This is a genomic window from Paenibacillus sp. J31R122 (assembly GCF_056269185.1).
This window is the reverse complement of the sequence record NZ_JBWDNM010000001.1, coordinates 169,255-193,112: the sequence shown is the minus strand read 5'-3', so window position 1 is coordinate 193,112 and position 23,858 is coordinate 169,255. Positions and strand designations below refer to the sequence as shown.

Annotated in this window: 14 protein-coding genes; 2 read left to right on the top strand and 12 right to left on the bottom strand. The window is 43.5% G+C overall.

What is annotated here, in order from left to right:
- From AC0YN7_RS00720 to AC0YN7_RS00705, 4 genes are all read right to left on the bottom strand, one after another.
- Positions 1–2,754, bottom strand: coding sequence for a glycoside hydrolase family 2 protein (locus tag AC0YN7_RS00720; protein WP_475808030.1), 2,754 nt, complete (start codon positions 2,752–2,754; stop codon positions 1–3).
- 157 nt (positions 2,755–2,911) lie between these two features.
- Positions 2,912–4,438, bottom strand: coding sequence for an extracellular solute-binding protein (locus AC0YN7_RS00715; RefSeq protein ID WP_475808029.1), 1,527 nt, complete (start codon positions 4,436–4,438; stop codon positions 2,912–2,914).
- A gap of 51 nt (positions 4,439–4,489) precedes the next feature.
- The gene (locus tag AC0YN7_RS00710; RefSeq protein ID WP_475808028.1) at positions 4,490–5,353 is read right to left on the bottom strand and encodes a carbohydrate ABC transporter permease; all 864 of its coding nucleotides are present in this window, start codon (positions 5,351–5,353) and stop codon (positions 4,490–4,492) included.
- A gap of 21 nt (positions 5,354–5,374) precedes the next feature.
- Entirely contained in the window at positions 5,375–6,301 is a 927-nt protein-coding gene (locus AC0YN7_RS00705) for an ABC transporter permease (RefSeq protein ID WP_475808027.1), read from the bottom strand.
- Positions 6,302–6,748: 447 nt separating this feature from the next.
- Between AC0YN7_RS00705 and AC0YN7_RS00700 the strand changes: the two genes are divergently transcribed.
- Together AC0YN7_RS00700 and AC0YN7_RS00695 are read left to right on the top strand one after the other, a co-directional pair.
- The gene (locus tag AC0YN7_RS00700) at positions 6,749–8,566 is read left to right on the top strand and encodes a cache domain-containing sensor histidine kinase (RefSeq protein ID WP_475808026.1); all 1,818 of its coding nucleotides are present in this window, start codon (positions 6,749–6,751) and stop codon (positions 8,564–8,566) included.
- Positions 8,544–9,743: a response regulator transcription factor gene (locus AC0YN7_RS00695; RefSeq protein WP_475808025.1), complete on the top strand. Its 1,200-nt coding sequence runs from the start codon at positions 8,544–8,546 to the stop codon at positions 9,741–9,743. Before AC0YN7_RS00700 ends, AC0YN7_RS00695 begins: the two co-directional genes overlap by 23 nt.
- Positions 9,744–9,871: 128 nt before the next feature.
- Here the strand turns inward: AC0YN7_RS00695 and AC0YN7_RS00690 are convergent, their stop codons facing one another.
- The 8 genes from AC0YN7_RS00690 to AC0YN7_RS00655 form a co-directional block, all read right to left on the bottom strand.
- The gene (locus AC0YN7_RS00690; protein WP_475808024.1) at positions 9,872–10,924 is read right to left on the bottom strand and encodes a LacI family DNA-binding transcriptional regulator; all 1,053 of its coding nucleotides are present in this window, start codon (positions 10,922–10,924) and stop codon (positions 9,872–9,874) included.
- Between the two features lie 412 nt (positions 10,925–11,336).
- Entirely contained in the window at positions 11,337–11,498 is a 162-nt protein-coding gene (locus AC0YN7_RS00685) for a hypothetical protein (RefSeq protein WP_475808023.1), read from the bottom strand.
- 682 nt (positions 11,499–12,180) lie between these two features.
- Positions 12,181–13,335 (bottom strand): S-layer homology domain-containing protein, encoded by a 1,155-nt coding sequence (locus tag AC0YN7_RS00680; protein ID WP_475808022.1) that lies wholly within the window; start codon positions 13,333–13,335, stop codon positions 12,181–12,183.
- A 121-nt stretch (positions 13,336–13,456) separates the two neighbouring features.
- Positions 13,457–19,366 (bottom strand): DUF7402 domain-containing protein, encoded by a 5,910-nt coding sequence (locus tag AC0YN7_RS00675; RefSeq protein ID WP_475808021.1) that lies wholly within the window; start codon positions 19,364–19,366, stop codon positions 13,457–13,459.
- Between the two features lie 255 nt (positions 19,367–19,621).
- Positions 19,622–20,683: a HupE/UreJ family protein gene (locus AC0YN7_RS00670; protein ID WP_475808020.1), complete on the bottom strand. Its 1,062-nt coding sequence runs from the start codon at positions 20,681–20,683 to the stop codon at positions 19,622–19,624.
- A gap of 24 nt (positions 20,684–20,707) precedes the next feature.
- On the bottom strand, positions 20,708–21,616 hold the full coding sequence (locus AC0YN7_RS00665) for a TIGR03943 family putative permease subunit (protein ID WP_475808019.1): 909 nt from the start codon (positions 21,614–21,616) through the stop codon (positions 20,708–20,710).
- Positions 21,613–22,605, bottom strand: a complete 993-nt coding sequence (locus AC0YN7_RS00660; RefSeq protein WP_475808018.1) for a permease — start codon at positions 22,603–22,605, stop codon at positions 21,613–21,615. Before AC0YN7_RS00660 ends, AC0YN7_RS00665 begins: the two co-directional genes overlap by 4 nt.
- A 63-nt stretch (positions 22,606–22,668) precedes the next feature.
- A complete protein-coding gene (locus AC0YN7_RS00655) occupies positions 22,669–23,778 on the bottom strand; it encodes a LacI family DNA-binding transcriptional regulator (protein ID WP_475808017.1) in 1,110 nt (369 codons plus the stop codon).
- Between the last annotated feature and the right edge of the window lie 80 nt (positions 23,779–23,858).

Genomic DNA, 23,858 nt, shown 5'->3' with positions numbered 1-23,858 from the left:
CTATCGAAACCGCACCATAAGTTCGATCGGATAACGTCCTGCGTTGCGTCCGTATAGTGCGAGACCCCCATGGTCGGCTTGCAGTTCAATCTTCATGCTGCGGCTCCGGTTTAATTTGGCTGCAACACGGCCCGGCACATTTATCCGGCACAGATAACCGTATGAGCCCGCTTCATCCAATTTGTCATGAACCGGCTGATAGTGCCAGGACAATACGCCTCTGCTATCGGCCGGATCGTCCGGCAGAACGATCGAGCCGATTTTCTCTCCGTCCACCAGCACACTTACGCGTGACTCGTGCCGCTCATCGTCGGTCATATAATAGGTGTTTCTATTGTATTCAACCATCGCATCGTCGCCATGCATCATGTTGAGGCCGGCGACGAGATCCTTGGCTACCTCGATGTTGCGCGCCAGTACACGCTTGGCGCTTGCCTCGAACAAAATTTCCAGTTCTCCGATAAATGCTTGCTCAGACTGATCAGGCAGCTTAATTTCGTATAGGAAACCACCTTCATTGGCACCGTTCACCTTCGCCGCCTGGATCGCTTCCCACTCATAGGCAAATGTTTGTTCAACGAATTCATTCACAGGGACGGAAATAAATGCACCCGGCTCCTCATATACGCCGTTCACTTTGCCACTGCGCACATCGAAGGTAATGAAATTGCGCGTTACCGTCTCACCGGATTCGTCCAGCAAACGGATGGCCAATACGGCAACGGCATCTTGATTCGGCATACGGACGGACAACGGCTCAAGAGGCGATACGCCGTATAAGCCCCAGTCAACGGAAACTTTGCCATTATCAGACACTTTGCGTATACCGAGATTGTCGTACCACAATTCCCAGGCAACCTGCAGCTTTTGGCCATGATAACGGTCTGAGAAGCTCGAACGAAGCAGGGGCACAGCTACAGTCTCGCCCGCTTTAACCGTCTGGCTTGGAGGAGCAACAATAACAATAAAGTCCGACGAGTGCAGATCAGCAATCGTCATGCCCGGCACGAATGCCTCGTAACCAAATTGTTTATCTGATCCATCCAAGCGGTAGTAGCCGTTGAACTCATTCGTTACATCGCGGAATTCGGTGAATACGAAGCCGCAAATCTTGTCGTGAAGTCTGAACTCGTTAATCATGTACCGGTAATGCCAGGCAAGGTCGCTGTCGCCCGCTCCCCCCGTAATGCCCCAAACATTTCCACATTCGCTGTTCATCAGGGGAGCATCCGTCTGCACATTGGGACCGATGCAATTGAACGATGATCCCGGGTATGTTTTCTCCACCACTTCATTAATATGGTCGCGCACCTGTTCATATCCGTTGATATAGAAATGCCATGTATTAATGTCTGACTCCACATGGTCCCAGTTGCAAGGTGAATTGTCTTCAACTATTCGAGTCGGATCAATTCCTTTGGCCCATTTGTATATTCCCCGCACCCATTCCTGAGTTTCTGGAAGATAGTTATTCGGATGTTGTTGATCACTCGTGAGAGACGTAGCCTTGCTGTCCGTTTTCAGACCCCATGTTTCGTTAAACATAACCCATGAGAAAATGGACGGATGATTATAGTCCCGTTCCAGGATCTCCAGCGCTTCACTCTCATAAGAGTCTCTCGCCCGTTTATCCGGATTTCCCCAAAAGCACGGCATATCTTCCATGACCAAAAGTCCAAGCTTGTCTGCCCAATACAGCTTACGGGGCTCTTCCGGCTTGATATGAATCCGCACGAAGTTAAGGCCCAGACGCTTCATGAGATAAATTTCGTCACGCATCTCATCGTCCGAAGGATAAGTGAAATAGCCAGTAGGGTGATAAGATTGATCCAGTGTACCGTTTAAGTAAATCGGCTTGCCATTCAGCGTAATCCAGCGGTAACCCCGGTCATCAATGCGTGCCGTCCCGATTTCGCGGATACCGAAATAGGTGGCTACCATATCCACTCCGAAATCGCCTTCCAAAAGAAGCTCGCCTTCATATAGGTGCGGCGTTTCGGGGCTCCAGAGCATCGGATTGTTTACTTCGAAAGACGTTGCGATCTTGTTCTGGCCTTCGTTAAGTGTAATCTCCGTCTTATGCGAGACCGCGCCTTTCGCAAATTGAAAACTGAGCTCTACCTTCCCTGCCTGATGGGCGAAGATGATCGCCGTCACATCAACTCGACCACTTATCGCCGTTGTGAACTTGGCGTTCCGAATATAGGTTTGCGGCCTCGCCTCCAGCCATACGGGCTGCCAGATGCCACGGATTTCACCATAGCCTTGTTTGCCGCGTGTCTGGAAATCTTGATCCAAATCCTCTGCGCGCACAACGATTGTATTTTCGGAACCGGTCTGCCAAACATCGGTCACATCAAATTCAAATGCGCCATATCCGCCCTTGTGGTTGCCAACATAGGTTCCGTTGATCCAGACATCGGTGGAATAGTCGACCGCGCCGAAGCATATGAACACTCCGGAATCGTCACTGGATGGATTCCAACTCAGCGAACGGCGGTACCAGGCGATGCCTTTGTCTTCAACGCCGATTCCCGACAACGGGCTAGTCCAAGAGAAGGGAACGATGATGTTCGAACTATAAGCATTCTCATCAGTAGTCTCCCATGATTCCTTCAAGCCCTCATTATTCGGGTCAAATCGAAACGACCAGATGCCATTGAGATTCAGCCATTCCTTCCGTTCCCAATCCGGGCGCGGATATTCAGGACGTGGAATATCTGTTGAAGCCGTTGTTGAAACATATGTAGCCATTGTTGCACACTACCTTTCGTTTAGCTGTACTTTATAAATCATTGGGGGTGGAATCCTCTAACATTCATTGATCTTGGTGTAAGTAAGGCCAACCGATTCGAATCGATTGGCCTTAATCGCTTATTTAATTACAGTCGAGTTGAAGCTGCCCATACAGTTATTTCTGCTCCGCCAAGAAAGTATCTAATTGCTTCTGGTATTCTGCAAGAACCTTTTCGATTCCCGCATCGTTTAAGCGGCTTAGGAATTTATCTTTCACTGATGAAAAATCAATGATCCCATTCATTAGCGGACCTTGAGTTGAATACTCAGATGCAATTGCTGAGATTTTAGCCAATTCTGCTTTAACTGGCTCAGTGTCAATTGAGAAACCAATAAGCGGTGTTTGTATGGCACCATCATCCCAGGTTTTAATAACATCAAGTTGCTCTGGAGTAATGTATTTACTGAATTTGTTATACCTTAAATCTGTCCAGGCCCAGCTAATCGGGAAATATTGTTTATCGGGTGAGATCCCCTCATAGGAAGCACTAATACCCTCGGCCTTGTAGTTTACATCTTTAACGCCCAAGGAGAATAAATCATAGTTTTCCTGGCTGCTGTGTAACCAATTGACGAACGCTACTGCTTCTTTCGGATGTTTGCTTGTTGATAATACCGACAACAGATTATCTGCACTAGTGAAGATATATTTGGGCTTATCCGATTCAAATTGTACAAATTCAAGCTCAGCGTTCGGAATGTTCGCTTTTAGGGCATCAATAATTTCAGTGGGACGAATGATATTAGAAGGCATCGCAGCCATTCTGCCTTTGGCAAAATCTCCGTTTATGTCTTTGAACATATTTGGATCACTCGGCAGATACCCTTTTTTATACCATTCTCTTGTTTTATTTACATACTGCTCATAAGCTTCTGAAGCATATAGATTTTTTACTTTAAGCGGTGTTTCATTCACGTCAATATAGAAGAAGCTTCCAGTAAAATCTCCATTGGCAAAATAACTTGGCGCTATTTCTCTGACAAGTCCTCCAGCCCCACCAGCTAGTGGAGTGATCGTCGGATCATTGGTTTTAACGGCTTCCAGATACTTCTCGAAATCAGCCGAGCTTTTAATTTCCGGTAAGCCATATTTTTTACGCAGATCACCGCGAATTTGGAAAGTATCATTGCTTTGAGCAACAGGAACGACACGTGGAATAGCATAGGTTTTTCCGTCAACCTTAACTGATTTCCATACAAAGTCCGAAATATCTTTTAGTAACTCGGGACCGTCGCTTTGGAGATAGTCATCAAGAGGCATTAACACATTCTTACTTACACCTTGTGATAAATCGGAAATGTGAGTCCAAGTTAAGTCATATTTTTCTCCTGCCGCCACAACTAGACTTTGTTTGTTCTTGTACGTATCCCACGGTACAAAAGTATAGTTCAACTTCATATTTAAGCCGTCTGCTTTAAGCTTCTCTGCAATAGCCGCATTAACCGCGTCCAGATCCTTAGGCGGATCTCCCGGGAATAAGATATTTAGTGTAACTTCTTCACCAGTTGTAGCGGTTTCACCCTGCGTTTCAGCCTTATTAGAAGGCGCATTCTTATTATTTGACGTGCCGCAGCCTACTAATAGCGTTGATACTAAAACAGTTGCAATTATGCTTCCCATAAAGAACTTTCTTTTGAACATATTATTCGCTCCTTTTTTATAATGTTGTGTATGTTGTCCGCTCTTCTTGAATCAACCCTTGATTGAGCCGACCATAATACCTTTGACAAAATATTTCTGCACATACGGATAAACGAGAATAATCGGTCCAATCGTAATTAAGAACATCGCGAAAACAATTGTTTCTGATGGTACCTGACCAGTTGCCACATTAGAATGCTGACTCATATAAGCAATCATCGAATTAATCCGATACAATAGGAATTGAACGGAGAACAACTTCCGATCATCAATTAACCACAGGGACATCGTGAAGTCATTCCAATAGCTTAAAGAAGAGAATAGACCTATAGTGGCTAATATCGGCTTAGACAACGGAGTAATGATCTTATAGAAAATAAACCAAGGCCCGGCTCCATCGATTTGTGCTGATTCTGAAAGCGCAGGTGAAATTGATTTGTAAAAATTTCTAAGCAGAAAAATATTAAATGGATTTATCGCAATCGGCAGGATAAGGGCCCAAATCGTATTTTTCAAATGGAGGTAATTAGTGACTACAATGTACCAAGGAACCAGTCCTGCACTGAATACAATGGGTATAAAGATAAGCAGGGCAATGATGTTACGATATTTTACTTTTTGTACAGACATCATATAGCCGAGTAGCGATGATAAAGTTAACGAAATGAATGTACCTGCAATGGTTACGATGATAGTGATTTTATAGGCATTCGTCACAATGTTGTCTTGGAAGATGATCTTATACGCATCTAATGAAAATAAATCAGGGATGAACTTGTACCCATTCAAAACAATGGAGCTTTCATCCGAAATGGAGACCATTATCGCCAAGATGAATGGGACCAGGGTTACCAGGGAAAAGATGATGAATACCAAATAAATGAAAATATCCAGCCAACCAAACTTGTTCTTCAATGCAGTCACCTCTCTTGCTGTTTAAAATAAGGAATAGTCTTTATCATACCGTTTGACTGCCCAGTTGCTGCCTACGACAACAAGGAAGCCAAGGATGGATTGGCATATCCCAATTGCAGTAATCATGCCGTATTCCTGTCCGCCATTGATTAAAGCTCGGTAGATATAGGTGTCGATCACATCCGTCGTTGGATATAACAGTCCATTGTTCTCTACAATTGCATAGATGAGTGCAAAATCCCCGAAGAATATTCTCCCTATGGACAGCAGTGTCAAAATGATAATAGTAGGAACCAAGTTTGGCAGCAAAATGTACCGAATCTTTTGTACCCGAGAAGCACCGTCTAGAGAGGCCGCTTCCATCATCTCTTCATCAATGGATGTAATAACAGCGAGATATATAATAACGGAATACCCCACATTTTTCCAAATACTTGCCGAAGCAATGATTTTCACCCAATATTGAGGTGAGGTATACCAATCAATTGGCACGCCATTGAACATTTCAATCAATTCATTCGCAAGACCATTCTCACTATTGAAAATTAAAAGAACTAATTTCCCAACAATGACGAAGGAGAAGAAATAAGGCAAAAACAAAATACTCTGGAACCATTTCTTCATTCCATTACTCTTTATTTCATTCAATAGAACTGCGAACACTACTGCGAGGATCGTTCCCCATAAAATTTGATTGAAATTGATCCAGAACGTATTAAATGTTATTCGCAGAAAGTCACCATTGGATAGAAAAAATTTAAAGTTTTCAAACCCGCTCCATGGACTTCCGAAAATCCCCTTCACCGGATTAAAGTTTTTAAATGCAATAATGATCCCCGGGTAAGGCAAGTAAGAGAAAGCGAATAAGATCAAGAGACCTGGGAGAGCCATTAGATAATAGGCTCTGTTCGTCCACAGCTCCCTTGCAATACTGTTGCCAATTTTCATTTTCAATCCTCCTTTCTCTTGTTGTAACCGCTTACCACATGTTAAGTGATGTTCAATTATTTGCAAATAGTCAAATCTTTTGATCCTGTTCTAATCTTGGGAAACGCTTACTTCGCCAGCTTGCACGATGAGATGTTCTAATATTTTGTTCGTATTCTAATATTGAGATTCGTACTGGATATATTGTTTTTCAATGTTTTAAGCACTATACTTGTTTGAAAGTAAAGCTTGGCTACTCAACTTTAGCAGAGCTAAAATGAGCATTATGCCTAGTACAACTAGCAAAAATATCAATTTTTGAGATATATCTCAAAAGACAAAAACATTAAAAAACAGCTTCCGAATGAAAATGACGGAGCTGGTCCCGGGATAGTCATATTCAAGTGTGCTAAATCTCTAAAGCGCTTAGAATAGTCACATAGGGATCGATTGCGAGAGGGTGAGTTCATGAAATTAAAATCATTCAAGTCAACTATCATCCTCTATTTCGCCTTATTAATATGTGTTTCACTCAGCGTGCTCGGTGCCACCAGCTATCAAACCTTCTCTAGCTTTACGAAAAAAGAGATGATAAAAAGCACCACATCGATTACGAGTCAAGTTAATTCAAGTCTAGACCTATACTTAGGTGAAATCAAGGACTCTCTCCGCTTTCTCGCCATCGATCAGAACTTAATATCTATTCTTGAAGACTCTATTACAGATGGCGAAGTGTATGAATCTCAACAAGACCGCTCGCGAATTTCCATTTTGTTGAACAATATTTTCTCTGAGAAATCCGATATACGCGGTTACTTTATTTACAATTACGATCATCGCATGGAATATATTAACATCGCCCAGTCTATTAATTTTGAGTCCCCTTTTCTAAAGAAAGTGTGGCAGGATTTTAAAGACACCGAATACGCCTTGCAATTCAAATTCTACGGGGCACACAAACCTGATTACTATGATAACTATAGTAGTGAGTCCGATCTTAATAACGTAATTACGATAGCGGCCAACATTAAGAATGCTTATGATCCATCCGATCCTAATCTGTATGGTGTTGCTGTATTCGATTACAACATTAATAAACTCAAGAACATTTTTGAATCGATTCAAACGCAGCTTGACATACAATCTTTTGTTGTAGATGACGAAGAACAGGTGGTTTACCAATCAGACCCTTCTCTAATCCTTACCGAATCGGATATGGAACGATTATTTCATGATACTTCGGGATATTGGACCCGGATGGTGAACGGAACAAATATGCTTATCGCTTATTCAACCTCCTCGGTAACAGGCTGGAAAACCGTAAGTATGCTTCCTTTTACCCAGTTCAACCAGAAACTATCTGTTATTCGTAATACAACCTTGTTTCTTCTGACTATCATGATTGTCATTACGATTGTCCTAGCTTCCGTCATCACCATTCGTACGACGCAGCCCATCTTAAAATTGGTTACCTTTATGAAGGAAGTCGGCATAGGTAAGTTAGACATCCGGATTGATCGTCATACCGAATATGAGGAAATTATGGTCCTTAATAAAGGTGTTAACAATATGCTTGATAGGATGAAGGAGCTCATTGCTGATTCTATTAAACAACAGCTTCTCCAGAAGGAAGCCGAATACAACGCTTTACAGGCCAAGATGAACCCTCATTTCCTTTACAATACGCTGCAGTCTATCTCGTCTTTGTCCATACTTGGCAGGAATCAAGATATCGAGCTGGTTACGCATTCCCTTAGAGAAATGCTCCATTATTCGTTATACCAGATGAACGAAATGGTTCAAATTAAAGATGAAATACGTTCTGTTGAAAATTATTTACGCATACAGAATATCCGCTATGACGGACGTCTCCAATCCGTTATCCAAGCCGATGACGATGTACTGGAATTCCCTATTAACAAATTTATTCTACAGCCTATTGTAGAAAACTCCATCTATCATGGCTTGGAAAGCAAAGATGGGATATGGATTATCCACCTCCTTATTCAGAATGAGACAGATCATATCCGCATTATCGTGAAAGATAACGGAATTGGGATAACAGAGCAAAGGTTAAGCATAATCAATGAGGAACTTTCCTCTAAAGCAGCTAGTACAAGCAGAATAGGATTAATGAGTATTGCAAATCGAATGGCATTGAGGTTCTCATCTCAATCCACATTAAAGATCGAGAGTGAATGGGGACAAGGAACAACAATCACCCTAATTATTCCTAAAACTAAGTCATTGGGAGATGTACAGGATGCTAACGACATTATTAATTGATGACGAGCCACTGACGACACAAGCGCTTCGCAAAATTATAGAAAACCATTTTCCCAACATTGAAATATTGGGAGAAGCGACAAATGGACTGAAAGCTTGGGAGATCCTCCAAAATCGGGTTCCCGACTTCATTATCTCTGACATAAGGATGCCGAAATTGGATGGCCTGGAGCTCTTGGATAAAGTACGTGACGCAGAGCTGCCAATCAAAGTTATCCTGCTAACCGCCTACGGTGAATTTGAATATGCGCGCCAAGCACTTAAGCTCGGTGCATCCGGCTATTTGCTTAAGCCCTATATCCAAAGCGAACTCATCAAGGAGGTACTTCGCGTCACCAAAGAGATTGAGGCAGAGAACGGGTATAAGAACATCCTATCCAAAGCCATACCACTGTTTGAAGAGAACGCTTTGAAAAAGCTGCTTGTAGGTAAACTGGATTCGAATGGAATAAATGAATTTTTAGAAATGACTGAAGGTCGTTGGGAACAATGTGTGGTCAGTGTCTTTCAGCTTGGCGGACCAAATTTAAAAGCAGAGGAAATCGAGGAAGTCATTAAAATTAGCATTACAGAGGAAATGAATAACCATTTGCTTTATTCCGGTTATCACGGAATCAGTTTTTTCCGCAAGTTTAACGAAATCATTATGATACATGCTTCTAAGGACACGGATACTCATCTCATTCAAGACTGTAATCGAATCCTGTTGAATTATATCCATAAACCTTTTAAGGTCGGTTCCAGCCGAAGCAAATACCCCCCTCAGCGATTGCCAGAAGCCTATGAGGATGCTCTACAGTATTCTACTGCTATTCAAGATATTATCATTACAAAAAACACAACGGATCACCAAGGTGTCTTAATTGATAAAGCAGTAGAGTTTTGTAAACGCTATTATACGACAGACATTAATCTGCAGAAAATTGCTGACCATTTGGATATAAACAAATTTCATTTCTGCAATCTGTTTAAGGACCAAATGCATGTAACCTTCTGGGATTACGTGACCAATCTGCGTATAGACCACGCTAAGAATTTACTTCAAACAAGTGAGGAACGTGTCTCTAGTATAGCTATTCAAAGCGGGTATATTAATACCAGTCACTTTGGACGAGTCTTCAAGGAGATCACCGGCGTTACGCCAGCTGAATACCGCAGACAGGCTAAGACATCTTAATCAGTTTTGAAGGACCAATCGCCTTTGAGAGTAAAAAAATCCTGATTACTTAAAAAGCGTGGTATGCTTTTTTAAGTAATCAGGATTTATGGATTCCTGGCATAGACCACAACATAAACCCGCCTCATTTACTTAGAAACACTCTCGTTTCCACTGAAGACCGGCGAACAAGAGCTTCGTTCAATAATTTTACTGCTTACCATAAAGTTGTCCGGGTAATCACCTTCAAGCACGCCGAGCTTATGCATGAGCTGTTTGACCGATTGTGACCCAAGCTCCGAAGGCTGCAGGTCCATGCCCGTAAGGGATGGCGTTACTTGATGCATCATTGATAAATCACCGCAAATGACGAATAGCGAAATATCTTCGGGTACGCGCAAGCCAAGCTCATTGATCGCATTCATTACACTAAATGCCGTACGATCGTCATCGGCGATGATGGCGGTTACCCTTTTTTTGCGTTCATCCAGAACGCGGATGGTCTCATCATAGCCATAAGTCATATATTCATCGGAGTGAATATCAGGCTTATAATGTACCATATGCGGCTGTAACTCAATCTGATGCTCCTGCATCGCTCGTGCAAACGCTTCTTTTCTCTCGATGGATACCGTCATATGCCTCCCGGCGTTAAGGAACATTATATTACGATGTCCAAACCCGATCAGGTAGCTGCAAATATCCATAATAATCTTGTCGTTATCGTTGTTTACGGTTGTCGCGTCATGCAAGCCATCATTAATAATTTTGCCGACGGTGACGAACGGCACCCGATTTTGATGCAGCAGATTGATCCGTTCATCCTGCTCCGTCGGTCCAAGTACGATAGCCCCGTCGATCGGATAGCTTGCTAGCGACGGCGTTTTGACCTCCTCAATTGGAATCATGTCCAATAGGACGCGATAGCCATATATGGAAGCTTCCAGTACTACGCCATTGATAAATTGGTTATGAAATACGCTGAAGAAGAAATTTCCGTACGGTATCGTAAGCCCAATCGCCATCGTTTTTTTGGTGACCAGACTGCGTGCAATATGGTTTGGAACGTAATTTAATTCCCTGGATACCCGCAGCACCTTTTCAGTTACGGTTTTGCTGGTGCGTCTTTTTTGGCTGAACACATTGGAAACCGTACCTTTTGAGACGCCCGCCAGACGAGCCACATCATCGATTTTTGCCATCTTTGCCTTAACATCCTCTCACAGTATGCTAAACCTCGTCCCCATAAGCCGTTAGTGTAAAGCCTCGTTTGCGAGGCTCGTTGTGAACGCCTTTCAGCTTTAATTCTTCCGCGTAATGACAAGCTGTGAAATGATTATAGCCTACTTCTCGCTGCTCGGGAACTTCTTTCACACATTTTTCAGTGCGGTATGCGTATCTCGATTTATTTCAGCATATTGAACTTACTTCTATCGCCTATATCAGCATCTTGTTCGATTTCAAATGCCTCATAAACAAAGCTTCACGATTTCCCGTTGCCAAATCGGAAAAATGACTGGCTTGCTATCCGCAGAAATTAGAATAGCCCTTCAGGCTGCCTGAAGGGCTTCTCTTCATTATATAATTATAAAACCGATAATATCGTTGCTCGTATTATGCAAGCTCGGCGTTCAGCCGATCTATCAGTTCCACCAGTTCAAGCGGTTCGCGAACGGTATAGGTTAGGCGCTCCGACTCATCTGCAGGCGTGTGCGGGTAGCGCGGCGTCCAACTTTGGAAAATACTCGTGATGCCCAGCGCATTGGCGCCCTTCATATCGCGGCTTCCCCCATATTAAACACTTTCTAAAGTGGGTTGAGTTATTGATTTGGTAGAGTCATACGAACTGATCCCCTGACCTCATCGCTTCCAGTTGGTCTAAGCTCCAAATCTGAGAAAAATAGAAAAAAGCTCAAGCAATATCTTTGCTTAAGCTTAATAATAAATCAGGTAATTCTTAACGCTTCGCCTTATAAAACTGCTGTTGCGTTGCATTCGGATCGATCCGGAGACTGGAGGCAATGACCTAATCCCGAACAATAACTTGATCAAACCTTGATTTCAAAACACCCGGAACCTCTTAAAGTAAATAAAAGGTACCGTTAACTTCTCCTCGAAGCGAAGCGGGAAAAGAGATATACTCATCTTTTGACAGGATTGGGAGTACAGTAATATCACTGGACAGTCCACATTTAGTCTTCAAACTAAAAGCTGAAAGTATATTGTTTTCTATAAGAACAACCCGTTCATGATTTCTATCGTATAAGCAATATTTCAAAGGATTAGTCCTCCTTTTTTTCCACGTTGTTTCTTTATGGTCGCCCCGCTATTCATCCTTTAACCGAACCGGCCATTCCCGAGAGGTTTTGCAGCGCCCAGTTGTCGCCTGAATAAAAAAATTATGATAGAAAGCAGACCTGTGCGAATTTCACAGATCTGCCTAATGATGAAAAAAGGATTATTTCAAGCTGTCCAAGAGTGTTTTTACTTCAGGGCTAAGGTTCAATGCGTTCAGCACGATCGTAAGCGCCTCTGCGCGTGTGGAGTTGCCCTTCGGATCAAATAAGCCATTGCCCTTGCCGCTGATGATGCCCGCTTTTGCCGCATCCTTGATTTGATTCACTGCATAAGAGCTTGCGCTTGCTATATCAGCAAAGTTGCCTTTGGAAGCATCTTTGTCCACTTTACTTAAGTCCACAATACGGGATAGAATCATAACCATTTCTTCACGGTTAATCGTTTTGTTAGGCTTGAACGTCCCGTCATTATATCCGGTAATCACTCCTGCGCTAGCAAGCTTCTTAATCTCTTCTTTAGCCCAGTGGCTGTTAATATCTTTCAGAACTGCCGACTGATTGCCGCCTCCGTTGATATCGAATACACGTGAAATGATCGCTGCAAATTCGGCGCGTGTAATGCTGCCGATCGGATGGAACGTTCCATCCCCATACCCTTCGATAAAGTTCAGTTTCACGAACGTACCGATGGTTTTTTCGCCCCAATGGCCTTTAATGTCAGACATTTTAACCTTTACACCAGATTTATTAGCTTCTGCTACTTTGGACGAGATCGTATTAACCAATTTTGTTATATTAACAATGTCGCTCTTGAATACATCGTCCGCAGGTTTCGCAGTAGCTTTTATATTCACCGATTCCTTGCTTTTGCTTGAAACTTCAGTAGTCGCGAGCTGCGAATTTACCATTTTCACGCTGTCCAGTACAATATCGACCTTACCCTGACTAGCCGCATGAAATGTCAGCGTAGCCAATGTTACATCCCCGTTCTGGCCTGCAGCATTGCCTATTTGTGTATGCGCGATTTGAATCTTATTTCCGTTCACAATAGGGGCCACGGCAAAACCGCTTCCTTTGGTAACGCCCTTCACAAACACCAACCGGCTGGTATCATAGGTTAAATTGACTTCATATGCGTACAAGTCGCTTAATTTCTTTCCGCTCACCGTCACTTGGAAGTCATCGCCTGCGGATATGTTCTTATCCGAGATGGACAGCGAAAAGCTAGGGCCCGAGCTTGCCTGAGTAACGGCTTGGGGAAGTACGAGTACTGTCAAAAGCAACGCCAGACTAAATGCAAGTAGTTTTTTTATCATTGGACAATTCGCCCTTTCTGTACTCGTCATAAGTGAGGAGGGGAGAACATAGGTCTCCCCTCCCATTTCAATTACCAGCACAACCTAAATTTCGCTAAGGCAAGCATAATTGCGGGTTTGTTTACTGCAAGATTGCTTTAGCTGTGATTGCAAGGTCTACAATATCCACCTTGCCGTCTTTATTTACATCCGCTTTCGCATTCCAGCCCGCTTGATCTTGTTGTTTGCCGTATGCTCCTGCAACAATAGCCAGGTCTCCAATAGAAATTTTTCCATCCCCATTGACATCGGCATTGATTTTCTTGCTGTCAAACACTTGTATTGCCGCTTCCAATGCAGCTTTCGCGCTATCCACTTGCTCCTGAGTGGCATTCGGATCGTTTGCTGTCGCTTTGGCCTCAGTGATTGCCGACTGCAATTGCGCTTTGGAGCCATTCACGTACTGGCCGTGCCCATTGCCTTCCTCTGCTTCATCGTGCTTAGTCTGAGCGCTTGTGATTAAAGCATTCAAGAGTGATTTATCCACAGGTATACTAATTTGTACTTCATGGGAGGCTCCGCCGACCTGCAGCTCATTCCCTTCAGCATTGGCAATTTCAACATTGTCGACAGTAATTGTCGTTGCCTCCGCTGCAGATTTGGCTGTAAATTTGAAAGTCATCAAGTCGCCTTCGGCAGGTACCCCTTGGTTTGCTTCCACGCTGGCAGCAATTATCCGGATTTGACCCGGCGCTATCTCCCTTTGGTCAATGACTTGGAAGCCATCTTTCAGCGATGTAACCGAATCAAATTGCAAATTCGCTGGATTATAATGCAGCGTCAAATCTTGGGCATACATTCGCTCGTATACACTTTCTGTTACGCCGGTCAATCCCATCTTAAGATTGAAGATTTCACCAGCGTTCACCTGCTGTGAACCAGTCAAAGTAGCCTGAGGCTGCTGCTCCATTTGACCGCTGATCGTGATCGTCGCAGCACCTTTTACGCCGCTGCCGTCTGTCGCTGTCGCTACTACAATCACTGATCCATCTTTTATCGCTGTAAGTAATCCATTCTCATCAATCGTCGCTTTATCCGTTGCCGAGATTCCATCGGCATCGAAGATGCTCCAAGTTACGGTGTTGTTTGCGGTCTTCGGCAGAACGTCAGCCTGCATTTGCAGTGTACCATTCTTGGTTGAGATTTCATTCGCACCGTTTGCGCCACTTACAGAAATGGATGTAACCAGACCTATGATTTGCTTTACTTGGTCTTGGTTTAGCGAGACACCATATACGCGAACGTCGTCCAGCGCTCCTGTATAGGGTTCACCATTGCCTGGCGCTGCTCCCATCATGAAGACCTCTGTCGGGATGCCCAAAATTCCTGTGTTATTCGGATTTGCTGCACCCGGCACGTATACACCATCGATATAGACTTTTAATCCAGTCGTTGTATCGTAAGATGCTGCATAATGGTGCCAATTATCATCGGCGTATGAATTGATCGCGTACGTATAACCACAGTAACTACCGCACCCCGCACTTGGCCAATAGGCTACGCGAGCATTGCCGCCGCCATAATACTGAAATGCCGTCAGGTGCGAGCTATAACGCAAGATAGAAGTAGTAGTCGTAGATTTCGAACTCGTCTTAAACCAAGTTGATACGGTCATCCCCGACGTCGTTCGTCCTGCTTGATACAAAAGACTTGTTGAAAGATTCGAACCCGGCACTTCAACTCGGTTTCCAGAAAATTGAAGGGCTCCGCCATACTTGCCGGTAGTCCATGTCGGATTGCTGATTAGCGTTCCGTTGTTGTTATTACCCGATGCATCGCCAGCCATTGAACCGGTACCTTCGTCAAACTTCCACCAGGCTATTGGCGTTTGCGTTGGATCGTTAATCGCAATCGTTGCGGAACCTTGTACGCCGCTTCCATCTTTAGCTGTCGCTACTACCTTCACGGTTCCATATTCCTTCGTCACAAGTAAACCATCTGCATCTATGGTCGCTTTACTCGTCGCCGTCACGCCATCCGCTTCAAAGACGGTCCACGTTACACGGCTGTCGGTTGCACTCGCAGGCAGAACAGCAGCCTGCATTTGCAGGGTTTCGTTCAAGGCGCTGATCGTATTTGCACCGCCTTCACCACTTACCGTGATTGATGTAACGAGCACGATCGGTTGGCCGCTAATTGTAATCGTTGTGGAACCTTTTACGCCGGAGCCATCTTTGGCTGTCACTACCACCTTCACGGTTCCATTGTTCGTTGCCGTAAGCAATCCGCTCGCATCGATTGCCGCTTTATTCGTCGCCGTAACGCCATCTTCTTCGAAGACGGTCCATATTACTTCGCTGTTTGATGCATTCGCGGGCAGAACAGCAGCCTGCATTTGCAGTGTGCCATTTGGATCAGTGATCGCATTCGCACCGTCTGCACTATTGACAGTGATCGATGTAACAGGTATTGCCGGATCTCCATATATTTGAATTTCAGACAACCCATTATTAACTCCCGTGCCTCCAGTTGCCGTGAACTTGACCCAACCGACTGTTTTATCCGGGAATGTGACCTCCTTGGCAGCACCGGCCGTATTCATATCCGTTACACTAATACTGCTGCCATCGCTGAAAGATAACGTGCCGGCATTCACGTTTTCGCCAGTATGTGGTCTGTCGTAAAGGACTACTTTATTAATCGTATAAACGGTGTCCAATGTCAGCTTAATCCATGGATTTCGTTCATTCTTTGCAGCCCATTCGCGACCAGCAGCGCCGATCGTCCCATCAATTGCAAATTTTGCGGCATAATCAGCATTAAATTCGCTGGATGCTTCTACTGTTGCAAGAGATGCTATGCTTTGGCCCTGAATTGTAATTGTAGCGGCACCTTGTATGCTGTCGTCGGCGATGGATGTCGCAATCACCTTCACGGTTCCATTGTTCTTTGCCGTCAGCAATCCGCTGGCATTAATCGTCGCTTTATTCGTGGCCGTGACTCCATCGGCCTCGAAGACACCCCATGTCACACTTCTGAATGTTGCATCCACTGGTAGAACTTCAGCCTGCATTTGAAGTGTCCCGCTCTGGCTAGTGATCTTATTCACACCATCTGCGCCACTTACATTGATCGATGTTACAGGCGTTCCATTCCCGCTGAAGTATACTTGAATTTCGGACAACCCGTTATTAGCTCCCGTGCCTCCAGTTGCCTGGAACTTAACCCAGGTCACTATTTTTTCCGGGAACGTGACCTCCTTGCCATAACCGAGCTCCTCAATTCCCGTTACATCGATACTGCTGCCATCGCTGAAAGTTAAAGTACCGGCATTTACGTTAGCGCTAGCATTCATTCGGTCGAACAAGATTACTTTATCAATCGTTTGACTGTTATCCCATGTCAGCTGTATCCATGGATTCACTTCAGACGATGCCCATTCACCGCTGCCATTAACGTTAGTTACCCCGTCAATTGCAAATTTAGAGGCATAACTTGCGTTATATTCGGTGGATGCAGTTGCTGTTGCGGAAGGTGCTATATTTCTGTAACCTTGACTTGCGTCTAGCAACTCGAGCGATTGAATGACCATTCTATTTGAAGCTTTCAGCCTTATCGTATGGGAGCCTTCGGTTAATGTTACGGTATCTGAAACTATCCTACTACCTCCCCACACACCGGTACTCGGCAATGTTGTTGTTTTCTGCAATTCACCATCAACAATAAAATCAACTGCCGCGGAACCACCGTCGTATCTACCGTAAAAGTAATTTGCTAGGTAAGTTCCTGTTTTCTCTACATCCACTGAGTAGTCAAGCCATGTGTCTGGAGGTAGAATACCTGTAGAAGTTGCTCCCATGTATACAAAGTCATGCTTCGCTGTATAGTTTACAGCTTGAATCACTCCAGGCACGGAAACTGTACCTACCTTTAAAGTATAGATATCTACAGTATAGGTAGCCGTCTTCCCGCCTACATTAACCGTTAACGTCTGACCTGTTTCCACTTTACTAGAATTAAAACCGCTGATGTTGTTTCCATTTATGGCCTCATTCTTTGTAGAACCATCGCTGTAGGTACCAACAACGGTCATACCGCTGACATCAATTCGATCATCTACCACATATCTCCGCTTGTCTGGCAGCTTTGTAATTTCGATGCTTTCCAACTTAGGGGCGGAGGTTTCATTGGCAATCGCCTTGATCTGTTCGTTAGACAAAGCTTGATTGTAGAACCTAACCGAATCGATAAGACCGTTAAAGCCCTGCTTGCCGCTGCTGTCTGCACCAATGAACGTCCCCGTTGTAGGAGTAGCAGGCGCTGATGTATTATTCGTTATCGGTGCGTTGATGCCATTAATCGTAAGTTCCCAGGTGCCGCTTCGTCTTACCGCCGTAATATTGGTCCATTGTCCCGGCGTCAATGCAGTCTGCGATCCTAGAATCGTCTGGCCGTTGACCGCTATGGACACCTTATCGCCCCCGGCATGATCCAGTATGATGGAATAGCCGTTGGAAAGACCGTCGCCATTGGACAAGATCTGCTGCGATCCTGAAGTTGCGCCATCCCACTTCACCCATGCTGTGAGGGTTACATCGTCAGTTTGGGTTGATACAAGGTCAGCACTTGCATAATTACCGTCAGCACCGTCGAGGCTGAGTGAAGCTGAGCCTTCCATTTTATTGGCCGTGTCAAAGGCAGCACTTCCATGCAAGGTTGCATTGAACCCATTCGGGATACTGTCGTCGCCATTGTTGTTGAATCCCCACATCGTGCTGTAATTGACTGGTTCGAGAATTTGTAATTTATCCAGGTTCACTTCTACTGCGTTGTTTTCTCTTTTTAAGGCGATCTTGTTATATGCACCTGGCTTGAGTTCAATAGCTACATCCAAATCCTTATAGGTACTCGTTCCTCCGGTAGCCGGAGCGCTAATCGTCTGTACCTTGGTTCCATTTACATATACTCCCATCGAAGCGTTAGCAGCAGCAGCATAATTTACTTTCAATACTTTTTCGCCGCCTGATGCGCCTCCGTCAACTCTGAGCATCTCCAGATAGGCACGTCCATCCTTCATATTGACAACCTTGCCTCCAGACCCATTTGCATCATCGGCTTTGGTTGCATAAGAGAATGAACCATCTTCGGCTTCGTATACGCCGGTTGTATTCGGTTGTAATTGTATCGTTCCATTCCAAATCGTTGTTTTAGAATTGATGTCTCTTCCCATCATTTCTACCCTGTCGCTATACACATCAAAGATTACACCCTGATTGCTCACAATAGCGCCATCTCTTACGGCCGAGAATTCCTCGCTATATAAATTACCCTCGATCTTAATATCGTCATGAATATGTCCTGTTACAAACACACTTTGGGGATATTGCGCCAAAATGTCTTTTACTTTATACATGGACTGTGGGTTAAGTCCCCAATAATTATTAGTTGGATATGTCAGTGATACAGTTGAATCTAATGGCTGGTGCATGAACAGAAATATCGGCTTGCTTGGGTCGGCATTTTCAGCAAGCGTGTTTTCCAACCAGCTAATCGTCTCGTCCGTATAACCTGCCGGTTTAATCTCAGCACTTAAAAAGATGAAATGATAACCATTAATCCATTCATCGTAGTTTAGACTCGGCGCTCCTGTCTTCTCTAAAAATCTCTTCTTGGATATCTCGAAATCATTTTCGTAATCATACTCGTGATTGCCCATTGTATAATAGACTGGAGGATGAGGTTTCGAGTTCATCATATTCATGACAGCGTCATATTCGCCATCTGTTTGGTGATTGGTTAGATCTCCGACTACAGCTATTGCTTCGACATTGTTAGCAACAGCGTCATCCAACGCCTTGGATTGATTTGTTGTATTGACATGAATGTCAGATATGGACATGAATCTGAGAAGAGGACCGCTCTCAGGGTCCGACCCCGCAGCCAAGCTTGGTTCTTGAAAAAGCACAGTGCCAAGACCAACGCTGCCTAGCAGGATTGCAACGATTAAACTTAGCGATAGAAATGACTTTCTTAACCATTTAAGAAAAAACATACTCATAACCTCCAGTTTAATTTGTACCATCAAATGATGAATCAAGAAACGAATGGACGATCGTCTCTGCGAGCCTCCGTTCTGATGAGCCCCCCCTCGTCATTTCATTCGCAAGCAGGGATGTCTGCTGCCCTTGCTCCTAATATCTTCAGTCCAGTTCATGGTATATAATGTCACTGGTATATTCAACGGCTCTTATATTAAAGAATTTTGAAGACCATTATCCGTTTCATATCAGTAATATAAAAAATCTCATTACAATCTTTGAATAAACCAAATAAATGCCACCACAAAAATTAAGCACGACGTTGAGAGTATTATTTTACGATAAAACTTGAATTTTCTCAGCCAAATGAGGAAAGGCAGCAACAGACATAGGACCATTAGCTGTCCCACTTCCACACCTAAATTAAACGTCAGGAGAGCACTAAGCAAATTGTGCTTTGGAAGACCCGTTTCAGCTAAAGCCCCAGCGAAGCCCATGCCGTGAATAAGGCCAAATACAAATGTCAATATCCAGCGCCATTTGGCCTTTTGAACAAACATATTTTCCACTGCCATATAACAAATTGTCAGGGCAATCGCGGCTTCGACCCAAGACGAGTTGACGTGGAGCCTTCCCGTGGCTACAAGAAGTAGGGTTATGCTATGAGAAACTGTAAAAGCTGTAATAATTTGAATGGCATCTTTGAAGCGAGTCGCGATTAATACCAAGCTAAGCAAAAAGAGCAAATGATCATAACCAATCAAAATGTGTTCGATGCCAAGCTTAAAGTAGTGCCACAAAACAGCGCTAGTCTTAGGCTGAGGAAGGTTGATCAGAAAATCTCGTTTCGTGTTATCTATAATATCATTCTGTAAATTTTCCCCTGAATGGACTAAAAGTACATTCATATGGTCAAGCGCAGCGTCATCAAACACCAGATTATAATGAAGATTAAATTTTTCAATCTCTTCATCTCCGGTAAACGTCAGTTGAAACACCACGCCTCTTGTGACTCTTCTTTCCACTTTAACTGAAAGCAATTCCATCTTTAAGGGCTTTGAATCTATATCTATACGAAGACCTTTCTGTAAATACGATTCGAGACTCTCTCTTTGCAATGCCAATTCCTCGTTCTCCAATTGTTTATCACCGTTGGAATCGAACAGTTGCATTAATTCTGATTCACTAATAAAAAGTTCATAGGCAATCTCGTTTCCTTCAACGTATAACTCCGAGTATCCCGCATTTGAAATATGCGCAGATGCAGTTGTGCTAGCGCCTAAGCCTAACAAGATGATTAATAAAGACAGGAATAAACGCAAATTTTTCACTTGATTACCTCTTTTTTATTAATTTTAGTCAAGATCATTAAGGGGATCGTAATTCGCATTAAGGTACGGTGAATCCGGGACTTCGATTTCCTCAATCTGGTCAGCCTTTATCTTGAAGATCTCATTGCCATTGTAACTGCCGCTTTGAATGGTTCCTGTGACCTTGACCCAAGTATCTGTTGGATAATTTTGAGCTGCTGGGAATTCGATCATCGCCCCGTATGGCATGGCATCTGCGGAACAGCAATTGATGACAAAACGTCCAACGATAAACTCATTGCTTGTCATATTTTCTTCACGGTAAACAAAGCCACTGATTTCGATTTTTTTACCTATGAAATGATGTTTGAACAAATCAATCGTCGATATAATTTCTTTATAAAGAGACTGTTTGACAACGATCGGATCTTTTTTATAAAGACTCCTTCCTATTTTGGAATATACCTCCTCCCACTCATCGTTGAACATCTGTTCGATCTCCGCATCGGTTACTTCCGTCCCTGCTTTTGGGGTTGTTATTTCTGATGCGCTGCGCTGCTGTGGTTCTTGCTTCACTGTTGAAAGACTCATCCCTTTCGCCGAAGCCATTGCACTTCCTAGAGCAGTATCCGGAAGGCCAAAGCCAAGAAGCAAAGGTAAGATCAGTAATAAGTAAGACAGGGAGATAGGAAAGGAAGATCGCGAAGCTTGAGGTTCGCATTCGCATTCGCAGTCTACTCGTTTCCCCCTGTAAACGCTGAAAACCAAATAACCCTGAAAACAGGCAATGACATATAAGGCAACAGCGACACCTTTGACGAAGATCATCATGCGTGCAGCAATGTAATATTGTAGTGCGTCGGTTTTAGTCAAATATACGATATAAGAGGAAAAGCCAAGCAGTATAAGCATACGAATAATATAATGCAAGCTCAGCATGCGATTGTTATTCATAACAAAACCTCCCAAAGCATGGATCCCGCCAGTACGGTAATAACAATAAGTATCGATAGTACGAGCACAAATTTTGATTTAAATACTGAGAGCAGCATCAGTGTACTTTTAATATCAAGCATTGGGCCGAGCACGAGGAAGGTCAGAAGAGACCCTGATGTGAATGTCGTACCAAAGGACGACGCCACAAAAGCATCCGATGTTGAGCATATCGACATGATGTAAGCGAGGCCCCCCATAAATAAATGCGAGCTAACCGGTCCTTGTCCGATAGCGACAAGACTTTCCCTATGCATAAAGATTTGGATGATTGCGGTAAGAAGGGAACCGAAGACAATATACTTGCCCATTACAAAAAATTCATCCGATGCATGGACGAAAAAAGTGGTTAATTTGTTGTTATGATGCTGATGTCCTTCGTGGGATGAAACATGTAAGTGATTGCTGCGCAGAGGATTTGATTTCAAGAAACGGTACAGCAACAAGCCGATCACGGAGGCAACTAAAAAAGCAAGCCCCATTCGCGAGTAAACCATAGCAGGAGAACTACGAAAAGCTAAATAAGTGGCGGAGAACACAACAGGATTAATAATGGGTCCTGTAAGAATAAAAACTACAGCGATATATACGGGCATTCCTTTCATCATTAGTCTTCTGACCACAGGAATCATGCCGCATTCGCATACGGGGAAAAGAATGCCCAATAAACAGGCATATATAATACCCAATAATGGATTGGAAGGAATCAAGCGCCGGATCGTCTGTTCAGAAACAAAACTTTGCAGCGCAGCAGACAGAAATACACCGATCAAAATAAAAGGAATAGCCTCCAATATAATGCTGATGAAAATGGTTTTGAAGGATTGTACCTGTTCGGAAGTCATAAAGAATTGCAACGGAGCGCCTTGGTTTAAAACAACGAAAATAGTGAGGAGAAAGCAAACCGCAGTAGCTGCGTGAATACTGACTCGAGTATACGTGGATAGCATAATTACAAGCTCCCTTCAAATGAATAAAATGGAGTGACCAATGTACAAGCCTTCATATGAATATTATTCTGAACAAACGGAAACACTATTCCGTTCGATAATTTGCGTTCTTATTTTCACAGTAATCTCCTTCTCGTCACAGAGGTTCATACGCTTAACCAGAAGCTTAACCGCTTCTGTTCCCAGCTCCTCCGTCGATTGCCTAACGGTTGTAAGAGCAACAGGAAGCATTGTTGCCATTTGAATATCTGAAAATCCAACGATCGAAAGCTGATCCGGCACTACGATTTTCCGACTCATTGCACAATAAAGAACCGAGGCTGCCAAGTAGTCGTTTCCGCACATGATGGCGGTTATGTCGGAATTTTTTCGTATAAATTCATCCAGCAGCGGATCAAAATCCGAATAATTCGTATGATCTTTTAATTGATCTACGATATGGATATTATTACTTTTTACTGGGATTCCATTGTCATACAGTGCTTTAAAATAGCCTTCATGTTGTTCTTCACTTCGATTAATTGCGGAGACTATGTTTGTGACTAAGCCAATTTTCGTGTGTCCTTTCTTAATCAAATGTTCAACCATTTGGTATACTCCCTGGAAATAATCATGATATACACAATCAATAGGGAGTTCTCGAAAATAACGGTCAATTATAACAACAGGGTATCTATCTATCTTCAATCGCATCACTTGGTCACTGTAATACGTGCGCGTCCGAGGAAGCAAAATAATGCCTCTAACTTGTTCTTGAACAAACTGACGAAGACAGAAATCCTCATCTACAAGTCCCTTGCTTACTTTAATGATAAGGTTGTAGTTCAGATTTCTTGCCTCGGATTCAATAGCGGATATGACTTGGGACGTATAGGGATCCAAATTTGATACTACTAGTCCAATACAATTACTCATCATGCCAGTAGATGTTATTTTTTTTCTATTGCCGTCAGTTTGCGATAATTCGCTCGAGAGATCACTTAGAAACGTCCCTTTTCTAGCCATTCGGTAAACCATTCCCTGCTTGGCAAGATGTTCAAGTGCCAGCTTGGTGGTCATTCGACTGACACTAAACATTTTTGCCAATTCTACCTCAGAAGGAACAGGATCATGTGGTTTAAAATTTCCGTGCTTTATGATTCGTTCAACTTCATTTGCTATTCGCAAATACATTGGCTGACCTTCTAATAGCACAGTTATTACTCCTTTGTCGTACTAATATAATCCGCACCTAGCTCAGACGGTGAAGATGG

Coding starts and splice junctions, on each gene's coding strand:
- AC0YN7_RS00690 (WP_475808024.1), bottom strand. CDS start 10,924: ATGGCAAAAATCGATGATGTGGCTCGTCTGGCGGGCGTCTCAAAAGGT.
- AC0YN7_RS00700 (WP_475808026.1), top strand. CDS start 6,749: ATGAAATTAAAATCATTCAAGTCAACTATCATCCTCTATTTCGCCTTA.
- AC0YN7_RS00665 (WP_475808019.1), bottom strand. CDS start 21,616: ATGAATAACAATCGCATGCTGAGCTTGCATTATATTATTCGTATGCTT.
- AC0YN7_RS00705 (WP_475808027.1), bottom strand. CDS start 6,301: ATGAAAATTGGCAACAGTATTGCAAGGGAGCTGTGGACGAACAGAGCC.
- AC0YN7_RS00675 (WP_475808021.1), bottom strand. CDS start 19,366: ATGTTTTTTCTTAAATGGTTAAGAAAGTCATTTCTATCGCTAAGTTTA.
- AC0YN7_RS00720 (WP_475808030.1), bottom strand. CDS start 2,754: ATGGCTACATATGTTTCAACAACGGCTTCAACAGATATTCCACGTCCT.
- AC0YN7_RS00680 (WP_475808022.1), bottom strand. CDS start 13,335: ATGATAAAAAAACTACTTGCATTTAGTCTGGCGTTGCTTTTGACAGTA.
- AC0YN7_RS00715 (WP_475808029.1), bottom strand. CDS start 4,438: ATGTTCAAAAGAAAGTTCTTTATGGGAAGCATAATTGCAACTGTTTTA.
- AC0YN7_RS00685 (WP_475808023.1), bottom strand. CDS start 11,498: ATGAAGGGCGCCAATGCGCTGGGCATCACGAGTATTTTCCAAAGTTGG.
- AC0YN7_RS00695 (WP_475808025.1), top strand. CDS start 8,544: ATGCTAACGACATTATTAATTGATGACGAGCCACTGACGACACAAGCG.
- AC0YN7_RS00660 (WP_475808018.1), bottom strand. CDS start 22,605: ATGCTATCCACGTATACTCGAGTCAGTATTCACGCAGCTACTGCGGTT.
- AC0YN7_RS00655 (WP_475808017.1), bottom strand. CDS start 23,778: ATGTATTTGCGAATAGCAAATGAAGTTGAACGAATCATAAAGCACGGA.